Annotated in this window: 22 protein-coding genes and 2 tRNA genes; 4 read left to right on the top strand and 20 right to left on the bottom strand. The window is 32.0% G+C overall.

The window, feature by feature from the left end:
• Window positions 1-391: 391 nt before the first annotated feature.
• From MHH94_RS00225 to MHH94_RS00215, 3 genes are all read left to right on the top strand, one after another.
• Window positions 392-790, top strand: coding sequence for a hypothetical protein (locus MHH94_RS00225; protein WP_048542813.1), 399 nt, complete (start codon window positions 392-394; stop codon window positions 788-790).
• A 63-nt stretch (window positions 791-853) separates the two neighbouring features.
• Window positions 854-2,890, top strand: coding sequence for a DUF1430 domain-containing protein (locus MHH94_RS00220; RefSeq protein ID WP_048542815.1), 2,037 nt, complete (start codon window positions 854-856; stop codon window positions 2,888-2,890).
• Entirely contained in the window at window positions 2,883-3,515 is a 633-nt protein-coding gene (locus tag MHH94_RS00215) for an ABC transporter ATP-binding protein (protein ID WP_048542817.1), read from the top strand. Before MHH94_RS00220 ends, MHH94_RS00215 begins: the two co-directional genes overlap by 8 nt.
• Window positions 3,516-3,658: 143 nt before the next feature.
• Here the strand turns inward: MHH94_RS00215 and MHH94_RS00210 are convergent, their stop codons facing one another.
• From MHH94_RS00210 to MHH94_RS00150, 14 genes are all read right to left on the bottom strand, one after another.
• Window positions 3,659-3,982, bottom strand: coding sequence for a low temperature requirement protein A (locus MHH94_RS00210; protein WP_048542819.1), 324 nt, complete (start codon window positions 3,980-3,982; stop codon window positions 3,659-3,661).
• Window positions 3,983-4,339 (bottom strand): MerR family transcriptional regulator, encoded by a 357-nt coding sequence (locus MHH94_RS00205; protein ID WP_058590996.1) that lies wholly within the window; start codon window positions 4,337-4,339, stop codon window positions 3,983-3,985.
• 86 nt (window positions 4,340-4,425) lie between these two features.
• A complete protein-coding gene (locus MHH94_RS00200; RefSeq protein WP_232157010.1) occupies window positions 4,426-4,746 on the bottom strand; it encodes a hypothetical protein in 321 nt (106 codons plus the stop codon).
• Window positions 4,747-4,763: 17 nt separating this feature from the next.
• Window positions 4,764-5,522 carry an SDR family oxidoreductase gene (locus MHH94_RS00195; protein WP_106417469.1) on the bottom strand — a complete coding sequence of 253 codons (759 nt, stop codon included), beginning with the start codon at window positions 5,520-5,522 and terminating at the stop codon, window positions 4,764-4,766.
• Between the two features lie 761 nt (window positions 5,523-6,283).
• A complete protein-coding gene (locus tag MHH94_RS14335; RefSeq protein ID WP_373421233.1) occupies window positions 6,284-6,538 on the bottom strand; it encodes a GNAT family N-acetyltransferase in 255 nt (84 codons plus the stop codon).
• A gap of 13 nt (window positions 6,539-6,551) precedes the next feature.
• Complete coding sequence (locus tag MHH94_RS00190; RefSeq protein WP_048542831.1) at window positions 6,552-6,827, bottom strand: hypothetical protein; 276 nt, start codon at window positions 6,825-6,827, stop codon at window positions 6,552-6,554.
• Window positions 6,828-6,855: 28 nt separating this feature from the next.
• The gene (rlmH, locus tag MHH94_RS00185) at window positions 6,856-7,335 is read right to left on the bottom strand and encodes a 23S rRNA (pseudouridine(1915)-N(3))-methyltransferase RlmH (RefSeq protein ID WP_037589681.1); all 480 of its coding nucleotides are present in this window, start codon (window positions 7,333-7,335) and stop codon (window positions 6,856-6,858) included.
• Window positions 7,336-7,630: 295 nt separating this feature from the next.
• Window positions 7,631-8,413, bottom strand: a complete 783-nt coding sequence (locus MHH94_RS00180; RefSeq protein ID WP_078354894.1) for an MBL fold metallo-hydrolase — start codon at window positions 8,411-8,413, stop codon at window positions 7,631-7,633.
• Between the two features lie 40 nt (window positions 8,414-8,453).
• Entirely contained in the window at window positions 8,454-9,245 is a 792-nt protein-coding gene (locus MHH94_RS00175; protein ID WP_048542836.1) for a two-component system regulatory protein YycI, read from the bottom strand.
• Window positions 9,245-10,567, bottom strand: a complete 1,323-nt coding sequence (locus tag MHH94_RS00170; protein WP_048542837.1) for a YycH family regulatory protein — start codon at window positions 10,565-10,567, stop codon at window positions 9,245-9,247. The genes MHH94_RS00175 and MHH94_RS00170 overlap by 1 nt, the downstream gene beginning before the upstream one ends.
• Window positions 10,560-12,401, bottom strand: a complete 1,842-nt coding sequence (walK, locus tag MHH94_RS00165; protein WP_048542839.1) for a cell wall metabolism sensor histidine kinase WalK — start codon at window positions 12,399-12,401, stop codon at window positions 10,560-10,562. The genes MHH94_RS00170 and walK overlap by 8 nt, the downstream gene beginning before the upstream one ends.
• A 9-nt stretch (window positions 12,402-12,410) precedes the next feature.
• Complete coding sequence (yycF, locus tag MHH94_RS00160; RefSeq protein WP_025906262.1) at window positions 12,411-13,112, bottom strand: response regulator YycF; 702 nt, start codon at window positions 13,110-13,112, stop codon at window positions 12,411-12,413.
• A 167-nt stretch (window positions 13,113-13,279) separates the two neighbouring features.
• Window positions 13,280-13,352 (bottom strand) — tRNA-Asp (locus tag MHH94_RS00155).
• A gap of 18 nt (window positions 13,353-13,370) precedes the next feature.
• Window positions 13,371-13,445: transfer RNA gene (locus MHH94_RS00150), tRNA-Glu, on the bottom strand.
• Between the two features lie 107 nt (window positions 13,446-13,552).
• Here MHH94_RS00150 and MHH94_RS00145 point away from each other — a divergent pair.
• Complete coding sequence (locus MHH94_RS00145) at window positions 13,553-14,437, top strand: YitT family protein (protein WP_048542842.1); 885 nt, start codon at window positions 13,553-13,555, stop codon at window positions 14,435-14,437.
• A 718-nt stretch (window positions 14,438-15,155) separates the two neighbouring features.
• On the opposite strand, the gene MHH94_RS00140 is transcribed toward MHH94_RS00145, so the two are convergent.
• The 6 genes from MHH94_RS00140 to MHH94_RS00115 form a co-directional block, all read right to left on the bottom strand.
• Entirely contained in the window at window positions 15,156-15,293 is a 138-nt protein-coding gene (locus tag MHH94_RS00140) for a hypothetical protein (protein ID WP_153654248.1), read from the bottom strand.
• Between the two features lie 328 nt (window positions 15,294-15,621).
• The gene (locus MHH94_RS00135) at window positions 15,622-16,908 is read right to left on the bottom strand and encodes an adenylosuccinate synthase (protein WP_058590706.1); all 1,287 of its coding nucleotides are present in this window, start codon (window positions 16,906-16,908) and stop codon (window positions 15,622-15,624) included.
• 286 nt (window positions 16,909-17,194) lie between these two features.
• Entirely contained in the window at window positions 17,195-18,595 is a 1,401-nt protein-coding gene (gene dnaB / locus MHH94_RS00130; RefSeq protein ID WP_025906258.1) for a replicative DNA helicase, read from the bottom strand.
• A gap of 100 nt (window positions 18,596-18,695) precedes the next feature.
• The gene (rplI, locus tag MHH94_RS00125) at window positions 18,696-19,142 is read right to left on the bottom strand and encodes a 50S ribosomal protein L9 (RefSeq protein ID WP_048542849.1); all 447 of its coding nucleotides are present in this window, start codon (window positions 19,140-19,142) and stop codon (window positions 18,696-18,698) included.
• Window positions 19,142-21,106: a DHH family phosphoesterase gene (locus MHH94_RS00120; RefSeq protein ID WP_048542851.1), complete on the bottom strand. Its 1,965-nt coding sequence runs from the start codon at window positions 21,104-21,106 to the stop codon at window positions 19,142-19,144. The genes rplI and MHH94_RS00120 overlap by 1 nt, the downstream gene beginning before the upstream one ends.
• Window positions 21,107-21,120: 14 nt before the next feature.
• Window positions 21,121-22,038, bottom strand: coding sequence for a DUF2232 domain-containing protein (locus tag MHH94_RS00115; protein WP_232157076.1), 918 nt, complete (start codon window positions 22,036-22,038; stop codon window positions 21,121-21,123).
• Between the last annotated feature and the right edge of the window lie 8 nt (window positions 22,039-22,046).

Genomic DNA, 22,046 nt, shown 5'->3' with positions numbered 1-22,046 from the left:
TCCAAGAACACTATTTGAGATATTTTCAATCGATCCATGTTCTTATAATATCATCTACTTGATACGTTTCATCTATCATATAGATTAAAAGCAATGCCCTTTTAAACCTTGCATAATATAAAGCTTTTAGTGGGTATATACCTAGTGAGTAGTAAACTAAAGCGTTTACATAAATTTAACTATTTATCTTCATTTCATTATACCAAGTTTAATAATTACATTTATAATCAAATTAATAAAATAGAAAAATAAATTCAATAAAAATTTCTAAAAAACACTTCTATACATTTAAAAAATAAAATTATTATTATAATTTTAAGAAACACTACCAATTCTTTACTTCTTAATATATACTTAAATTGAATAAAATAATATTTGGGAGTGTTTATATATGAAAAAACAATTTATTTTAGCATCTGCTTTAACTTTAGGAATATCAAGTTTAGGCATTGTAGGTATAGCAAAAGCTGATGTTATAAGTGTTAATGGTGGCTCTGAGAACGTAGATAATTACAATGGTTTAATACAGTCGGAAACTCATGATAATAATTCTGATATTACAACAAGAGCAATAACAACAGGCAAGAAAAGTGGTGGTTTTTGGATTAGAGGTATACGAAATAAAACAGTAGTATCAGAATATAAACACTATAAAAAATCAGCTAGAGGAACAGCAATTAATGGAAAAGGGATTGTTGGAGATGGTGGTTGGAAAAAAGCAGGTACATATTCTAAAGGACATGTTAAAAAAACTGGTTCCGGTAACAAATCTTACTATGATCATAAATAGTTGAAATATTACCCATTAAGATAATAGTTCTTAGTGGGCTCTTTTTATAGAATCGAGGTAAACATGAAAAAAATCATATTAATACTAGCAATAGTTCTATCTCTTATCGTAAATTTTATTTTAATTGACTCTTATAAATCATTATCATTTTACAATACTATAGAAAAACAAAGCGAAAAAATTCAATTTGCTTTCGATACAAAAAAACAATACAGCAAAGATTCTACACATTATTTTAAAAAATTATCGAGAGAGTATAATGTACCAATTACTAAGGTGACCTATTTAAGTAATGATAAGATTACAATCAATACAACAGATATACAATTAAAACAAAAGGTAGATAAAAATAAAAATCTCAATTTATTCGATAGCAAACTGAAAGTTAAAGTATACGATTTAAGCAATACTAATCTATCTGAAGAAGGTACATATTTCCTTTCAGGTGATAAGCAAAACATAGAAAAAATAATTGGTTTAATAAATAAGAATGTTGGTTCAGCACAAAAAGTTGACAACACAGTAAATCAGCATATTCAAATTGATCAATTTACTATAATTCTCTCAAGTTTATTCTTATTTATACTTTTATCGGTATTTATACATTATTTACAAAGTAAAAAGAATGATAATAAATTATTATATGATTTAGGATACAGTAAATTCAATCACATTATTTTTTTGTTCAACGATTTAAAATACTATTTTTTAAGTTACACACTTATCAATGTAGTTTTAAGTATACTTATGTATCTATTTATTTTTAAAGACAATCATCTCATATATGTAATAGTTCTTACTTTATGTACGACATTCTTCTTAACTATTTTATGTGTTGGTATTATAATTATCACGTTTAATATTTTTATAAAGCAATATTCTAAAAATATTAAACAAAGTAATCCGTTTTTAATGATGTATACATATATGGCACTATCTATAATTGCAGTTATATTTTTATCCTTATCAACTGATAACTTGGTGAAAAATTATAAAGAATATAAAAATCAACAAAGTAGCATTAAGCACTGGAATGTTTCAAAAGATACTTATAAAACAGAAATTTTAGATTTAGGTCAAATAAAAAATGAAGAACTAGCTAAAAAATTTAATAGTAATTTGAAAAACTATTATAATAGTTCATATAATAAAGGATTTATTATTGATACAGGGAACTTTTATAATTCTGATGGAAGACCACTATATAAATTAAATGAAAAAGAAAATACAAATATAGAACCTGATGGTAAAACAATTACAGTAGACAAAAATTATTTAAAAGAACATCGAATCAAAACAAATAATAACAAAGATGTCTTAAATTGTATTGTCCATAGTGATAATACACAAAACATTATTGTTCCCATAAAATATAAAAAATATGGTGAAATAATTGAAGATAATTTTAAAGATAATTTTACATTTAGAAAAGATATAGAGCATTATAAAAATAAAACAAATAAAAACTTAAAAATTAATATTATATGGACAAATAACCAAGTTAGTTACCATACATATGATAATGAAATTGGTGGGAAAAAAAATATAATAGTTGCACCAATTGCTATAATCGAAAGTGGTAATACAGATCCTCTTAATTTTGGAACATATTTTTCTACAAGCTATTTCTTTAAGAGCCAGTTGGATAATCCTTATATGACTATAAGAAAAGGTTTAGAGAAATATAATATAGATGGCTATATACCAAGTGTCATGTCTGTTTACGATACAAAAGTAGACGAAGTTAATAATCTAAAAGTAAATACAGTTAAATATACGCTATTAGCTTTTATGACAGGAATAACATTTATAATGATGACATTCACTTTTATTAGATTATATTTCACATCTTATCAATACCTAATATTTATCAAACGTAATTTAGGGTATAGTTATTTTCAAATTCACAAGTCAATTTTAGCGTTCCTTTTATTTATTAATTTATTAATGGCAATCCTAATTTTAATCCAACAAAACATCATATCTTATTTTATCTTTATTAGCATCATTTTAATTGAAATAATTATATTTTATTATTCGTTTATAAAATTGAATAAAGAAAATACAAATGAAGTATTGAAAGGAAAAAAAGATGATTAAACTTAAAAATATTCATAAATCATATGACAATAAAAATATTATAAAAAATTTTAATTATAGTATAAACAAAGGTGATTTTGTTATTATAAAAGGGGCAAGTGGAACAGGAAAATCAAGCTTATTAAATATTTTTGGATTATTAGAATCTCCAGATATTGGTGAAGTAACATTCAATGAAACACCTATTCATAATGAAAAAAACAAAAGATTATTTAGACGAAAAGACATTGCCTATATTTATCAAAATTATGGACTATTAGAGAATGAAAGTATTCTTAAAAATTTAACCTTACCTTTAAATATTTCTAAAAAAGATATAAATAAAATTGAACGAGTTACTAATCAATTAGGAATATCTCATATACCTTTAAAGACCAAAGTATATACTTGTAGCGGCGGAGAACAGCAAAGAATCTCTATTGCAAGAGCAATTTTAAAAGAACCTTCTTTAATTATTGCTGACGAACCGACCGGCAATTTAGATAAAGCAAATGCTTTTAATATTATGGATATCTTCGAAGAATTAAATAAAAAAGGTATAACAATAATAATGGCAACACATGACCATAAGTTTTTTGATATTGGCAATAAGCAAATAGATTTAAACTTTAAAAGTACTGACTGAGTCATTCATTCCTTTCTTTCTTATCCAAAAAACACTCATTATTCTTAAGCTTTATGACATCGCCTTTTCTGTTGTAAAGTCATAAAAATAAATAGCACATCGTAGTTTGATCAGTTTCAAAGGAAGTGATTTTTTTGGTAACATTAGCAGAAATTATAATTTTCATAGCCTGTATTTTCATTGTATCTATTACTGTTAATAGACTTTAAAAGTAGTAATATGAGAAACATATCTGTAAATACAAAAATGTATTGATACCATTTCTTTTTAAAAAATCGATTTTCTAAAAATGTTCTGTAAGTCCAAATAGCAAAAAATACAAGGAATAACATAAATGTCTTTACTAAGCTTTCCAACGATACTAGATTAGAAGATATATGTTCAACAGTATGATTAATAGTAGATAGAACATATACAAAGACTAAATCAAAAAACAATTCGGACATACTAACTTCTTTCTTGATCATTTAACAATCACCCTCTTTTTCTAATAATTTGAACTTATCATCCAAAGTTTTTAAAGCTTGGTCGATAAGTTCCTTTTGTTTAATTAGATTTTCTTGGTGTTCGATAAATATTTTTTTCCTTTCTAAAACTGTAGAGCGTCCTTGATCATAAAGTTCAGCTATTTCTTTTAATTTGGAAACAGGCATGTGTGTTTGACGCATACATTTTATGAATTCTAACCAATACAAATCTTCAACCTTAAAATCACGGTAACCATTGTTATCTCTTTCAATAAATGGAAATAGGCCTGATTTATCATAATATCTAATGGTATGCTCACTTATACCGACACTTTCAGCTGCTTTTTTTACGTTCACTATTTTACCTCCTTAGTACAAGAAGAGGCAGCTCTGTATGGCTACCTCTCATTTATAAACTTTTTTTGATTAATTATTTAAAAATTTTAAGCAGTTAAATTTAGAATTAATGTCTCATAGTTTGATTCAATAATTGCTTTAAATCCAAAAGTAGATTCTAAATCATTTTTTAGTCTATTAATATCTTTATAGTATATTTCACCAATATTTGAAATTAATAAACCAATACCGTTTATATCATTATGAAATAAGCTATTTCGATGAGATAGCTCTATAATTGCTTTTGCTAAATATTCAACATAGTTATCTACATTTATATATGTTTCTTTTTCATCTATGACTTTTTCTTTGGTAATAATACTTATAGTTGTAGTATCCCCATTATAAGAGGCTAAAAAATAATACATAAAATTCTCCTCCTTATTTAGCGTGTTGTATAACCACCATTTGCAAATAAAGTTTGTCCATTAATCCACCAACCATCTGTTGTTAAAAACTTAATAATTGGTGCAATATCATTGATATCTGTTAATTGATTGTGTAATGCTTGTGATTTATGAAACTCTACGGCTTCGTCGCTTTCTTGAGGGTAGAAGAAAGGTGTGTCCATTGGACCAGGTGCAACTGCATTAACAGAAATACCTCTATCCATAAATTCTTTTGACGCAGCACGAGTATAGTGTTCAATAGGTGCTTTCTCACCAGCATAAGTAGAATAATAACCCGTATATGCAGCAAGTAAAGATGTTGCAAGTGTTATAATTTTCCCATTATCATTCATATGTTTTTCTGCATATTGTATAAAGAAATAAGCCGATTTAGCATTAATAGCTGACATAGTGTCAAACTCATCTTCAGTTATTTCAGAAATAGGTTTTTTGAGTACTTTACCAACAGTGTTAATTGCAATATCAACTTTTCCTAAAGTAGATTCAGCGTGCTTAAATAAATCTTCCACATTTTTTACTTCTGTGAGATCTCCGGAAAATAAAGTTCCTTCTGAACCCAATGATTTAATTTCATCTAATGTTGCCTCAGCTTGTTGCTTACTATTATCATTATGATGATGTACAACAATTTTTGCGCCTTCTTTTGCGTAAGACTTACTTAACAAAGCACCTAAATTTTTGGCACCACCAGCAATTACAACGACTTTACCATTTAATGATTCATATTTACTCATCTTATTACCTCCTTTAAGTATAATTAAACAATACACCTTAGAGTGCAATATCAAACAAGTGGAAATTTGAATTTTTAAACAAAAAAGAAGGAAATTATGTTATTAGGAATATCAAGACTAATACCTTTAATTAGAGTAATGATTGGTATTATAAAAAGAGTGAATAAAATACATTAAAAAATAATCAACTCGTGTTTTTAGCTTAGTATAAAATTGAAATGGTAGCACGTTTATGTTAATGCAAAAGAGTAAATAAGAGCAATAAAAAAGAGGCAACATTCGCTAACATGTTACCCCTTCAGAGCCACTTGAAAAGACGGTGACTTTTTGTAAAGGTATAAAAATAACTATTACCCTGTCAAAGTTGGATAGTTATTTTTTTGATCTATATTGCTAATTAACACTAAGCCAATGATTGTTAATTAGCAATAAACATTTCATAATCAGACATGCTTCTCACTTCTTGAAAAGAAGTTGATGCCAAATATATAAATTATAGGCATCACCTTACTTTAATGAGATTAGCCTCCATCTATCCAACTTGCCCTGCTCAATATCATAACATCTAACTGAATAATTGAAATATATTTATGATCTATTACTATAGATAATCATTCCATTGATGATTTGGATTAGTTAATTTTAAATTTTTCACATTCTTTAAATGTCATATTCACACCTTCAAATTATCATATATTTATTCGTATTTTACTAATTTAAATCAAGATTATGTTTCAGCCTTTCAACATAACCTTGATTAATTAATACTTTTTAACACATTTATATCTAATAACTCCAGGATATTTCTCACCTAAAGAAAAAATTTCAAAATCTAATCTTGAATAGAAAAGTGCAGCATCTCTATCCGTTTCTGCTACTATTACTTTATTTGGATATAAATCGTGAATTGCATTTACAATTGTTTTTCCTATTCCTTGCTTTTGAAGATGATTCAGAACGGCTATATGCTTAATAATAACTTCTTTATCGTTAGTAGATACACCTAGTAAACCAATAATATTGTAAATCTTAAATATAAAAGGAACCTAGTTCCGTATAAATATTTTTTAATTTATTTTTCATGTCTATTAAGTCTCCATTAAAAGCAATCATCATAACCAAATCAGAATATTTATCATTATATCCTTGAACACCTGAACCAATTTGAATGATTCCATCAACATTTTCATTTACTAAACTGTCTATAATTATATTTCTAATATTTTCTCTGTCTAATGCACTATACATTTGAATACATATTTTCTTTAAATTTGATAACTTATTATTAATTAATCTGATATACATTCTTCATCTTCTTACCCTATTTTTTGTTTTATTTGTGATAACTTTCCCCACGCATTATTTTAAATGCTCTATACACTTGTTCCATCAGGATGACTTTCATCATTTGGTGTGGGAAGGTCATTTTGCTGAATGATAGGGCGTAGTTGCTGCGTTGTAATACTTTTTGATGCAGTCCGTTTGATCCGCCGATGATAAATGTGATGTGTGAATTGCCTCTTGTCATGAGGTTATCGATTTCTTTACTGAGTCCTTCGCTTGTTAACATTTTTCCTTGTATTTCCAGGGTAATAACGTAACTGTCTTGTTTGATTTTAGACATGATTCTATCCGCTTCTTTTTCTTTCACAATCTCTATATCTTTATCGCTCATATTATCAGGTGCTTTTTCATCTGCTACTTCGATGAGTTCTGTCTTTGTATATGCACCTAAGCGTTTGTTATATTCATCTACGGCTTGTTTCCAGTATTTCTCTTTTAGTTTTCCTACCGTTATGATTGTTATCTTCATTTTTATCCACCTTTATTCATCTTGTTAAAAGTTATCCACATGTTATTAACTTATACACAGTTTTCTTTATTATTATATCAACAATTTTAATTTTTTGTACGATTTCTAAATATTAAGTCGTTTATTTTTATACATTTTATTATGATTTATCCACGGATTTATATACATTGTGGATAAAACAGTGGATAACTACATATATTATTCACAGTTTGTGGACATTTGTGTATAACTGTGGGTATATATGTGCACAAACTAAAAAGATATCCCCAAATCAATAATTGGGGATATCTTTTTTTTAAATATAGTATATTGGTGTTGCTTTTTCTTTATCTGTATCACATAAAATGACTTCTTTATTTGTATCAATATCATGTTCGTTTAATACTTGACCGACACTCATTCTTGCTAAATCTTTCATGTTGTTGTCTTGGCTTAAGTGTGACAGATAGATACGTTTCGTGCTACCTGTTATAACATCACACATTGCATGTGCTGCATCTTCGTTAGATACGTGACCCATGTCGCTTAATATACGTTGTTTCGTCTTCCATGGATATTTGCCCATTCTTAACATATCCACATCGTGATTACTTTCGAATACAAAGGCATCACTTCCGTGTATCATGCCTTTCATGCGATCTGACACATAACCTGTATCTGTAATCATCGTTAACTTTTTATAGTCGTTATTAAAGATATAGAACTGTGGGTCTATTGCGTCATGTGACACGCTAAATGATTCGATATCCATACCTGCTAAAGTCTTTGTTTCATAAGGTTCAAAGTGAAATTTTTGATCTAGTGGTATGTTTTTATCTTTAACTTCTATCATTTGCCATGTCTTTTTGTTCGCATAGATAGGTAGTTTATACTTTCTTGCGAGTACACCTAACCCTTTTATGTGATCGATATGTTCGTGGGTTACTAAAATACCTTCTAAGTCGCTGATGTTACGGTCAATTTGTTGAAAGAGACCTTCTATTTTCTTTCCTGTTAAGCCAGCATCGACAAGTAGGCTTCCTTTATCTGATTCTATATAAGTGGCATTTCCTGTACTGCCACTTGCGAGTACGCTCATTGCGATCACAAGTGTTCATCTCCTTTAATTACTGCTTCTCTTACGATTCTTCTAATATGGTAGATTCTGGTTTAATAGCATCGATATACAATGTCTTCGTATCTGTTTTACCGTCTTTTTCGGATTTAATTTTAACTTCCCATGACGGTACAAGTACTTGTCCGCCTATTTCTTTAACGACACTGTAGTAACCTAACCTTACAGACTCTACTTTATCACCTTTTTTAAGGTATGTGTTGTAATACAATGTCTCTAAAGCTGTCTTCGCATCTGCTATTTTGCGTTTATTATTGTTGTCGCCATTTCCTGGTTTAAGTTTGTCTAAATACGTTTGTGTATATGACTTAGCTTTATCATTATCCATATCTATGACGATTTGTCCTTTGTTGTTGTTGAGTATTGGTAAATCTTCATAGTTTTGTTCATAGACGACTTTGTTTTTATCTGTGTTGTTCTTTTTATATTCGTAATCTTTACCTTTAAAAGCATCTTTGTTAATAAAGCTCTTAAATGATGTTTGTTTACTATCTTTATCTAAATCTGCACTGACGTCTTTGTTGATTTTCGTGTCTTTTTCACTTAATGAATAAACACCTTCAAGTTCATCTGAATCGAATGATTTACTACTACCTGTTATGGCTTGCATCTTCTTATCTCGATATTCTGGTAACTGCGGAATGTCTATGCCTTCTTTAGCAAAATTAACATCTGATTGTGCGTTTGATTCTTGAACAATAGAATTATTTACTTTATTAAAGTATACAACGACTAATCCTATATTAATGAGAATAAACACAATGATGAAGAGTGACTTAGCATGTTTCCAATCCATTAAGAAAGCCCTCCATTCTCGTACCGTTTCCATTCACCGTCATATTTTACATACCATTTCGGTGTAAATTCAATCGTGTCTTGTAAGTTATTAATTTCGTCTTTTGGTAATGATAAATCATAACCAATTGCTAAATTCGTAACTTTGTTAAAATCAATCGAACCATTTGAAGCTAGGTTAAATCTAACTTCTTCTGATGAAGGTAATCCATCCGCTTCTTTTTTAGACGGTACGGCTACTCCTGTTGTAATAAGACCGCGATTATATTCATTAATCGTATCTCTACCCCACACCGCTTCTATTGAAGATAACTTATCATCATTAAACACTGGATAATTATTTAAGAACATTTGATAGTCTATTTTACCAGACTTTTGATCCGTACTAAATAGACGGAATTCATCTGTATATCCTGCATGTTCATTAATAAATTTAAATGAATTTGTAATCGATTTTGACATATCTTTTTGACGATTTTCATCTTCTGATAAATTCGTATAACGATATGTTTGTTTCGCTTCATTCACGGTAGAAATCCCCGTATTGTTATTATAAGTCGAGACGTTATGTTCATTACTACGCGCAATCACCGAATCACCGAGAATAACGTCATTTAATTCAGATACGGATATTTTGTTAGAAACGTAACGGTAAATATTCATATTATCCGCATTCTCTGGTGCATAAATTTGATTGATTTCATTCGTAGTCGTCTCATTTGTAATCATGCCTGTATAAGGTTTCAAATCAGGTGCTGCTTCTTTATTCACCTTATCAAATTGCGTGCTTTTAATATTTGTCTGTAGTTTAACAGCCTTTTGTTTATTCTCACTTAAAAGATACACAACAGCTTCTTTCGTTGATTTCGTATCTACAAGTATTCGGTCAAAATTAATATTAGGATAATAGTTCATATTCATGCCTAATACTTGGTTCAAATACATTTCACTCGGAATGCTATCGGGGAAGTCTAAAATCGTATATCGTTCAGATAAATCTTCAAGTTGAACGACTGACTCACTGCTTAAAATATCAACTTTCTTCACTTCTTTACTCAACAATTGATCAGTAATCTTCTTGATATCTTTCACGTTAGACGTCCCTTTCACGTCCGTGCCATTTCGATTAATCATTCTAAATGGCATAATCACACTATCAATAGGCTTACTAATTTTAGGTCCAATAGAAGGTGTTTCTGTATTCACATCTGTTTCTAAATCTGTCAGTTCAGGTGTAAATGTCCATACACGGTATGTCATAAACACACTGATAAGCACAAGGATTATGAGGATAGTAGATTTAATCAGTTCTCTATTACGCATCCCAATCACCAAACTCATCTTCCATGACTTCACATGGTAATGTTATATAGATGGATGTACCTTGACCTTCTTTACTGCTCGCCCATATTCTACCTTTATGTGCTTCTACGATTTCTTTAGTGATGGCTAAACCTAAACCTGTACCACCCATTTTACGTGCTCTCGCTTTATCTACTCTGTAGAAACGATCAAAGATTTTATCTACTTTATTCACCGGGATACCAATACCATTATCTTTAATTTGTATTGTCATTCGGTTATATAAAGTATTTTGTTTCACATGAAACTCTACACGTTTATGAGATTCTTGTGAGTATTTAATCGCATTTGTAATAACGTTATCAAACACTTGTGTCATCTTATCTGGATCAATTTCAACGAATAAACCTTTAACAGGTATGTCTCTAATAAATGTCACGTTCTTACCTTGTGTCATTTCATGTCTATTAATGATTTTGTTAATAAACATATTAAAATCAATCAATTCAGAGTTCATTTGATCACTTGAACTGTCCATTTTAGAAAGTTGTAATAAGTCATTAACAAGACGAATCATACGGTCTGTTTCTTCACGTGTAACATTTAAGAATGTTGGTGCAACTTCGGGATCTCGCCATGCTCCTTCTTCTAATGCTTCTATATAACTTCTCATAGATGTTAGTGGCGTACGCAATTCATGTGAAACATTCGCAACGAATTCACGTCGTTCATTTTCTAAAATGTGCTGCTCCGTAACGTCATGTAATACGGCAATATAACCATTGATAAATCCTGTATCTTGAATAATTGTACTGAAGTTAACACGCGCGATAATACCTTCTTCACTATTAATATCAATAATGAAACTATCATTATTCTCTTGTAAGTCATCTAATGAATAATCATCATCAATATTTAGAATATCTAATATATGTTTCGCTTCTACATCGGCACGTTCTAGACCTAACATTTTAAGCGCCATTTCATTAATAATACGTACGCGACCGCGTCTATCAGTAGCAAGGACACCATCGCTCATATGTGTGATAACCGAGTCTAGACGACGCTTTTCACTTTCAGTATTAGCTTGTGCTTCTTGTACACGTTTAGATAAGTTGTTAAATGACAGCGCAAGTTCACCGATTTCGTCATTTCCGTATATCTTAACGCGCTGCGTATAGTTACCTTTAGACATCTCTAACGTTTGGTTACGCATGTCTGATATAGGTTTCGTAATGGTTCTCGCAATGAAGAAACCGAGCACGATTGTGATCAATAATGAGATTGCTGTACCGATGATGAAGATTTGGTTAATGTTGTTTAACTGTTCGTAAACAGAATCAATATCTGATTCAACATATATATCTCCGACGACTTCACCTTCGTATTCAACAGGTTTATTTTTGATCCATACTCTATTACTATCGGATGAATCATTTTTTAATACGATTTTATCATTAGCTTTTCCTAAAGATAACGCCTTTTGTACAGAGCTATCGTTTACTTTTTGATTGACGGTATTTTGATTAGTAGCTTTAGATGTCGCCACAATAATTTGATCTTGATCAATAAACTTAATCTCATCAATTTCAGTTCTATTGGCATAATCATCTAATATACTTTGTATTTCTTTTTGGAAGTTCCGATTTGGATCTTCTGAGTTGTACGTTTTCTTTATGTTGTAATTAATCTGTTTCACGTGCTGTTCAATATTTGTCTTGAAGTTACGTGTCAGTTCTTTCTCAAGACTATTTGTAAAATATAATCCAATAATTTGCATACCAATAATGATTAATAAAACATAAATAACGACAAGTTTAATGTGTAAGGACTGAAACTTCTTTAGCCAATTCATAATATCAGCCTACTCTTGTGTTTGTAGGAAATAACCCACACCTCTACGCGTCACAATATATTCTGGGTGTGATGCATCGTCTTCGATTTTTTCACGTAGACGACGTATCGTAACATCAACTGTACGTACATCTCCAAAATAATCATAACCCCATACAGTTTGGAGTAAGTGTTCACGCGTCATAACTTGTCCAATATGTTTTGCTAAATAATGAAACAATTCAAATTCACGGTGTGTCAATTCGATATCGACACCACGTTTTTTAATTGAATATGCATCAGGATATACGGTAATATCTTTAATGACGATTTCATTTGTTTCTTCGTCTTCTGTTTGCGTTGGTTGAGAATAATGTCTACGTAAGTTTGCTTTCACACGCGCGATTAATTCACGTGTTGAAAAAGGCTTCGTCACATAATCATCTGCACCTAACTCTAACCCTAGAACTTTATCAATTTCTGAGTCTTTTGCTGTTAACATAATGATTGGCATTTCAAATTTCTTACGAACCTCTCTACAAACTTCCATACCATCTCTACCAGGTAGCATAATATCTAGTAATACGATGTCTGGTTCTTCTGCATATATCAAATCTACTGCGTCATTACCGTCATATGCGCAATAAACATCATAACCTTCTTTTTTTAAATTAAATTCAAGTATATCTGCAATTGGTTTTTCATCATCAACGACTACTATTTTTCTAGCCATACATTTACCTCATTTCTTTTTGAAAATAAGTATCTCTAAGCACACAATTGTGCATGATATCCTATACTATAATTTAACACTATTTGTCTATTAATTCTATTGTTTGACGTTAATCTATGATTGAACAACAAAAAAATGCTTATCGTTATTACGATAAGCATTAAAAGCGGTCCCGACGGGAATCGAACCCGCGATCTCCTGCGTGACAGGCAGGCATGTTAACCGCTACACCACGGGACCTTATGTATAAAATTGAGATGGTGACCCCTACGGGATTCGAACCCGTGTTACCGCCGTGAAAGGGCGGTGTCTTAACCGCTTGACCAAGGGGCCTCTATTTAACACAAGATTGATTATAGCATGACTAATATACAGAAGACAAGATTTTATTTTAAATTTTTTATATAATAAATATAGAAGTATTAAAAAGGGATGATAATATGGAACAAGCACAAGCTATTAGAAAAGGACATCGTAAATTACGTAAAGGAGAAATCCTCAAACGATTCATATTTATCACCATCGGCAGTATATTAATGGGGGTAGGGTTAGAATTATTTTTAGTTCCTAACAATCTACTAGATGGTGGCATTGTCGGTATCGCAATTATTTTGAGTCATCTCACCAATTTAAAGCTTGGAATATTTATCTTTCTACTAAATATTCCGTTTTTCTTTTTAGGATACAAGCAGATTGGTAAGACATTCACGATTTCTACAATTTACGCAATTACAATATTATCTATTACAACAGCCTACTTACATCATTTTGATCCTTTTATTAAAGAAGCGTTTTTAGTAACGATCTTTGGAGGCGCAATTATTGGTTTAGGCGTAGGTCTCGTAATACGATATGGAGGATCTTTAGACGGATCTGAAATCAGTGCTATCTTAATCAGTAGTAAAGCACCATTTTCAGTAGGCGAAATTGTCATGTTGATTAACTTCTTCATATTTACAGCTGCAGGATTTGTATTCACTTGGGAATCAGCGATGTTTTCCGTTATTGCTTATTTTATAGCTGCTAAGATGATTGATGTAACCGTTCAAGGATTTGATGAATCAAAAGCCGTATGGATCATCAGCGATACATATAGAGATATCGGAGAAGCCATCAATGACCGACTTGGTAGAGGTGTGACATATCTGAATGGAGAAGGCGCATATACAGGCGAAGATAAAAAAGTCGTATTCTGTGTCATCACACGATTAGAAGAATCCAAACTAAAAGATATCGTAACAGAAATAGATAACACCGCATTCCTATCAATTGGTGATGTGAGCGAAGTAAAAGGTGGACGCTTTAAGAAAAGAGAAATACATTAAATCACAGTAAAATGCATAAGAATTTATGATTTCAAAGTATAGATAGACGTCTATGATTGCGGACAGTCTTAATTAGGAAGCCTGATTAAGTTAGTGTCTAGAGCGCAGTTGGTAGACAACCTTGAAATGATAAGTTTTTATGCTTTTTTTGTTGGGGGTGGATGTATGGTGAGAGTCGGGCGATGTATGAGGGACGACGGGTTAGGATTGAGTTGGGTCAAGGTGAGGTTGATTTAGGGTTCGCGGAGAATCTCTTGGCTTTATTCAGAAGTTAAGCTATGACTTGAGTAATCTCTTGGCTTTATTCAGGACTTAAGCTAAGACTTTGGCGATCTCTTGGCTTTATTGGGAAGTTAAGCTAAGACTTGGATGATCTCTTGGCTTTATTCAGAAGTTAAGCTATGACTTGAGCGATCTCTTGGCTTTACTCGGGAGTTAAGCTATGACTTGGGCAATCTCTTGGCTTTACTCAGGACTTAAGCTATGACTTGGATGATCTCTTGGCTTTACTCAGGACTTAAGCTAAGACTTGGATAATCTCTTGGCTTTACTCAGGACTTAAGCTAAGACTTGGACGATCTCTTGGCTTTATTGGGAAGTTAAGCTATGACTTTGAACAGAACTCAAAAATATAAAACTTAATGAGTCTATTATATGTTTCATGTAGTCCCTTAATGACCTTTATTTTTTCTGATTGTTGCTTCCATATATATATCGGTCAAGGCCTGTAACTTTTTTGATAGGCTATACCTGCCTTTAACGTCTCATTTTCATTTCTAAGTCTTTCAAGTTCTTCGCGTTCATTTTCATTTAAAGGTAAATTTTTATTATTTGATTTAGTTCGTTTTTTAGCCATACTTTAAGATCCTCCTTTTGTTTATTATCTTGTCTAAATTTTAAAACAGATAATTTAAATTTGCTAGTATAAACAGTATGTCTACTTTTTACACTCCCAAACAATCAATTATGTACATTTTTACATTGACATTTAACTCACATGTTCATCAATCTCGTGAGTTTATTTCACCTTTAACTCACATCTGCCCCCAATCTCGTCCGTTTCCCTAAACACCCCCAACAACTCAACTCACTCCAACTCAACTCACTCCAAACCTTACAACACCTTTTCCCAATATGAAAAAACCAGCAGATACGCTACATATCTGCTGGTTTCTCTTTATTTATTAGTCCCATAAGTTTTCTAGTAGGTTTGTTTGGTTTCTATCTGGTCCTACTGAGAAGATAGAAATTTTAACGTTACATAATTCAGAGATGCGTTCTAAATAACGACGTGCGTTATCTGGTAATTCTTCTAGTGAACGGCATCCTGTGATGTCTTCTTCCCAACCTGGTAGTTCTTCAAAGATTGGTTTACAACGTTCTAATTCGTTTAAGTTTGCTGGATATTCAGTGATTTCAACACCATCAATTTCGTATGCTGTACAGATTTTAACTGTTTTTAATCCTGTTAATACGTCAATTGAGTTGATTGATAAATCTGTAATACCACTTACACGGCGTGAGTGACGTAGAACTACTGAGTCAAACCAACCTACACGACGTGGTCTTCCAGTTGTTGTACCGTATTCACGACCTACTTCACGGATATGGTGACCATCTTCATCAAATAATTCTGTTGGGAATGGACCGTCTCCTACACGAGATGTATAAGCTTTACATACACCAATTACTTTAGATACGTATGTTGGACCAACACCGCCACCTACTGTAACGTTACCTGCAATTGGATTACTTGAAGTAACGAATGGATATGTACCGTGGTCGATATCTAACATAACACCTTGAGCACCTTCGAATAATACTTTTTCATTGTTTACGAAAGCATCATCTAATAATTTAGCTGTGTCTGTTACATAATCTTTCAAACGTTGTCCTGCTACATAGTAAGTTTCAAAAATTTCTTCAAAAGTGAAACCTTCAGCGTTGAACATTTTTTCGAATAATTCATTTTTATATTCAAGATTTTCTTTTAAGCGTTTTTCAAATGTTTCTTTATCTAATAAATCAGCCATACGGATACCGATACGTTGTGCTTTATCTACATAAGCTGGACCGATACCTTTTTTAGTTGTACCAATTTTGTTATCACCGCGTTTTTCTTCTTCTAATTCATCTTGTTTAAGATGATATGGTAAGATGACTTGCGCACGGTTTGAAATTCTTAAATTGTCTGTTGCAACTCCGCGTTCATTTAAAGCATCTAATTCTTTCAATAAAGCTACTGGATCAACAACTACACCGTTACCGATAACACTTGATTTCTCTTGATAAAAAATACCTGATGGTACTAAATGTAATTTATAAGTTTCTCCATCAAATTTAATTGTGTGACCTGCATTGTTACCACCTGAAAAACGTGCAATAACGTTTGCATCCTCTGCTAAGAAATCTGTGATTTTACCTTTACCTTCGTCTCCCCATTGCGTCCCAACGACTACGATTGATGACATGTGAGCACCTCCGCTTTTTCTCATTAACCATTAAGTATTCTATCAGTACTATCCTTAAATTGCAAACTAAAAACGAACATTGATTGCGAGTGTTAAATTACAATTCTTATTCATACCGGAATTGCTAAAAAACACCTTAACCACAGTATTTAAAAGGATTATAATCGTTTTATTCATTTTCAAAAACACAAACTTAAGCACATAAGTGTTACTTTACACAAAACAAAAGACGTACATTTTTGCTTAATATGCAATAAATGTACGTCTTTTAGCTCAAAAACTTTTTTTATCCAAATTCCATTCCAGCATGTTGATAGTCAATATCGGTGAATTTGTTATATTGTTTCATGAAGTGTAGTTTAACGGTTCCTGTTGGGCCGTTACGTTGTTTAGCGATAATGATTTCAATTTCACCATTCTCGTCTTGTGCACCCGCATCGACCGCTTCTCCGTCTTCATCTTCGCCACCTCTTGAATAATAATCATCTCTATATAAGAAAGCAACAATATCCGCATCTTGCTCAATCGAACCAGATTCACGAATATCACTCATCATTGGTCTCTTATCTTGTCGTTGTTCAACACCACGAGATAACTGACTTAACGCAATAACAGGACATTCTAATTCTCTTGCGATTGCTTTAAGCATACGAGAAATTTCTGATACTTCTTGTTGTCTATTATCTGAGCTACGAGAACCACTACCTTGAATTAATTGTAAGTAGTCAATCATGATCATATCTAATCCATGTTCTTGTTTGAGCCTACGACATTTAGCACGAATATCCGTAATTCGGATACCTGGTGTATCATCGATAAATATTTTCGTTCTTGATAGTTTACCTACTGCAACTGTAAACCTGCTCCAGTCTTCCTCGGTCATTGAACCTGTACGTAATCTATTTGAATCTACATTTCCCGTACTACATATCATACGTGTAGCAAGTTGATCAGCACCCATCTCTAAAGAGAAAATACCAACTGAATACAAATCTTGGTGTGTTGCAACTTGTTGTGCGATATTTAATGCGAAGGCAGTCTTACCTACTGATGGACGTGCCGCAATAATGATTAAATCATTTCGGTTAAACCCTGCTGTCATTTGGTCTAAATCTCGATAACCAGTTGGTATACCTGGTGTTTGTCCATTATTTTGATCGAGCTGTTCGGCATTATCAAACACAATACTTAATACATCTTTAATATCTTTGAAACCTTCCGTACCTCTTGAAGCAGAAATCTCTAAAATTCTCTTTTCTGCATCTCCTAACAATGATTCTAAATCAAGCTCAGGATTATACCCATCTTCAGCAATACTATCCGCCACACGAATGAGTTGGCGTTTCACTGCATGTTTAAACACAATATCTATGTAGAAATGTATGTTTCTTGTTGTTGGGACATTATTTGCTAATTCTGCTAAATAGGCTGGACCGCCCGCTTCTTCTAATAATGATTCTGCTGCTAACTGATCCATCAATGTAACAGAGTCAATTTCTTTATTCTGTTCATTTAGCATTAACATCGCTCTAAATATGTGTTGATGATTTGCACGATAGAAAGCTTCAGGTATTAATGTTTCACCTGTTGAGTTAATCAGTTCAGGATCAATCAAGATTGCACCGATAACAGATTGTTCAGCCTCTATACTATGGGGCATTTGTTTTGGGTTCATCATATTATCCATACCATCCATACTGATTACTCCTTTCCATTTTTTAATAATTTTTATTATAACGCATTAAAATAGGTCGGTAAATCAAATACCGACCATTTTATTGATGCCTTTATTCTTCAACAACATGTACTTTTAATGTGCCAGAAACTTTGTTGTGTAGTTTAATTGGTACATTTGTATAACCTAAACTGTGAATACCATTTGGTAAGTCCATTTTACGTTTATCAACTTTGATTTGGTGTTGTTTATCTAATGCTTGCGTAATTTGTTTCGTACTTACTGACCCAAATAATTTACCGCCTTCACCTGTTTTAGCCGGAATTTTAACTTCTAATTCTTTAAGTTTTTCCGCAAGTGCTTTAGCATCTTCTATTTCTTGTTGTTTGATTTCTTCTTGACGTTTGTTTTGTTGTTCTAATTGTTTTAGGTTTCCAGGTGTCGCTTCTACAGCATAATTATTTTTGATTAAATAGTTTTGGCCATATCCTACTGGTACGTCTTTCACTTCACCTTTTTTACCTTTACCTTTAACATCTTGTGTGAAAATAACTTTCATTATTCTTCCACTCCTTTTTCATCTGATTCAACAACCTGAATTAATGACTCGATTGCTTTTTCTACTGTTGTATTTTTAATTTGTGTTGCAGCATTGGATAAGTGGCCGCCTCCACCAAGCGCTTCCATCGTTAATTGTACGTTAACTTCTCCTAATGAACGGGCAGAAATACCAATTGTATCTTCTGACCTTCTTGCTACTACATAAGATGCTTCTACACCTTCTAAGCCAAGCAACTCATCTGCTGCTTGTGCAACTGTAACGGGGTGATACGTTTCATGATCTTCACCATGCGCAATTGCGACACCACCGTGGAATAATTTAACCGTCTTAATTAAGTCTGAACGTTTAATATACGTATCGATATCGTCTTTTAAGAAGTGCTGGCAAAGAATGGTATCTGCACCATGACTTCTTAAAAAGCTCGCAGCATCAAATGTTCTTGATCCTGTTCTTAATGTGAAATTACGTGTATCCACAATAATACCGGCTAACATAATCGTTGATTCGATTCTCGTTAAACGATGTTCTGTTGGTTGATATTCTAACAACTCAGTAACAAGCTCAGCTGTTGAACTTGCATAAGGTTCCATATAAACAAGTAATGGACTTGAGATGATACTTTCGCCTCGACGATGGTGGTCAATAACGACTTTTCTATTTGCTTTATTAAGCAAGTTCTCATCAATTACAAGTTCAGGTTTATGTGTATCCACGACAACGAGTGTTGTACGAGGTGTCATTTCATGCCAAGCTTCTTCTGATGTAATAAATCTTTCTTTCAAATCAGGCTTCTCGTCTATTTCAGCCATCACACGTTCTAATGTACTATCAATATCCGAATCGTTTAATACAATATATGACTCAAGATTATTCATCTTCGCAATACGTGATACACCGATTGCTGCACCGATTGCGTCCATATCTGGTGATTTATGACCCATAATGATCACTTTGTCGCCTTCAATTAAGATATCTCGTAACGCATGGGATATCACACGCGCACGTACTCTCGTTCTTTTTTCCATCGGGTCAGTCTTACCGCCGTAGAATCTCACGTTACCATTACTATTTTTAATGGCTACTTGGTCACCACCACGGCCGAGTGCTAAGTCTAAACTTGATTGTGAAAGTTCACCTAGCTCAATTAAGTTCTCACTACCTTCACCAATACCGATACTCAGTGTTAATTGGTGACCGATGTCTCTTGTCTTATCTCTTAAATCATCTAATAAGTTGAATTTCAACGTTTCGATATCTTCTAATATACTCTTGTTTAATAACGCTATAAATTGATCAGCACTATAACGTTTAATAAACAATTGATAACGTGATGACCAGTCATCTATAACACTTGTAATCAGACTATTGATTTCTGAACGTTGAGAGTCATTCATGTTCTGTGTAATTTCATCAAAGTTATCTAAGAAAATAGTTGCTATGATTGGTTTTTCATTTTCATATAATTCATATACACGGGAAGATTCAGTAATATCAAACAGATAAATAGACTGTTCATCTTCAGTATAAGTGACTTTATATTTGTATGATCCTTCTTCAATCTCTACTTCTGAAGTATTTTCTAATCTTTTTAAGATATTCGGAAATACTTCGTTAATTGGTTCGTCTAAAACGTCTCGTTCTAATCGTTTATTAACAAAATTATTAATCCATTCGATATGGTCATTTTTGTCTAATAATATGACGCCTATTGGTAAGTCACTGACTGCACTTGTTTTACTTTTCGTAATTCTACCGGCTAAACTCCCAATATATAAATCTAATTTCAAAAAGCTCTGTCTAACAAAAAATATGCTTACTGCAATTAGAATTATCGTAGCAACCGTCGAAATAATCGCCCAAAATATTGAATTAAAAAAACTGAATACAACTAGCACCAAAGCTAATATCATCATAATTATGTACGGAAATATTAGGGCTTTTTTAACAGATTGACGGTTCATAAACTCACCTCAATTTACTTTTTTATACGTTGTTTCAAGTTAAACCAAATATCCATTAATCCGAATAAGTACGCAAATGGTTTAAATATAAATGCCAATGCAAAGATGATGACACCTACTATAATTGGTAATTTTTTAACTTTTACAAATAAATGGAACAACGATAATGCTTGTATAAATATAACCCATTCTAACACAAATTGTAAGTTAGTGACTATGCCATACGCCACTACATTATCTTTCGTGACAAACAAGCTCACAAGTACTGTAATCACAAAAACGAATGCAACGCTTCTGTTGATTTGCCACATAAATAATGGTCTGAACACAGGTGTTGCGACTTTGAATTTTCTTAAAATCGGAAACGTCACAACTAAATTCACAAGCACAAATAAGAATACCCATAATACTATATACCCAGGAATGCTCGCTTGTAATATTTCTAATGAAACTTGTAAAGATTCTTCAATTTCAGTTGTTATATTACCACCCATTTGAAAATACGACACTAATACATCATGGTACTGATTAAAGAACTTGCTCGTTAAAGGTAAGTTTCCCGTAATTTGTAAAATTAACACACTACCTATCGTTAAAATACTCATAAATGTTGTCACTAAGTACAAAATACGTTCTTTAGATGTACGCTCAATAAGTAACTGTCCAATAAATACACTCATAAAAATAACAAGTGTCATGGCAGTTAATAAGAATACATGATTAAATAACACAGTTGCACATAACGTTATGACAACCGTCACAAAAAAGGACGGTTTAGAGCGATACCAAAGAATCGTTCCTGGTATCGTAATAAATGGTATGATCAATATTGCTAATAATGGTACAAAGTTTATAATAGCGGCACTTAGAACTAGTATAAGTGTTGCTATGATTGTCGCTTTTATATCGACTTTAAAAGACAAATTTTTCACTTCCCAAT

This window comes from Mammaliicoccus sp. FSL K6-3158, assembly GCF_038005105.1.
GTDB lineage: Bacteria > Bacillota > Bacilli > Staphylococcales > Staphylococcaceae > Mammaliicoccus > Mammaliicoccus sciuri.
Note: the sequence above shows the minus strand (reverse complement) of the source record. Positions and strands in the feature narration are given on the sequence as shown.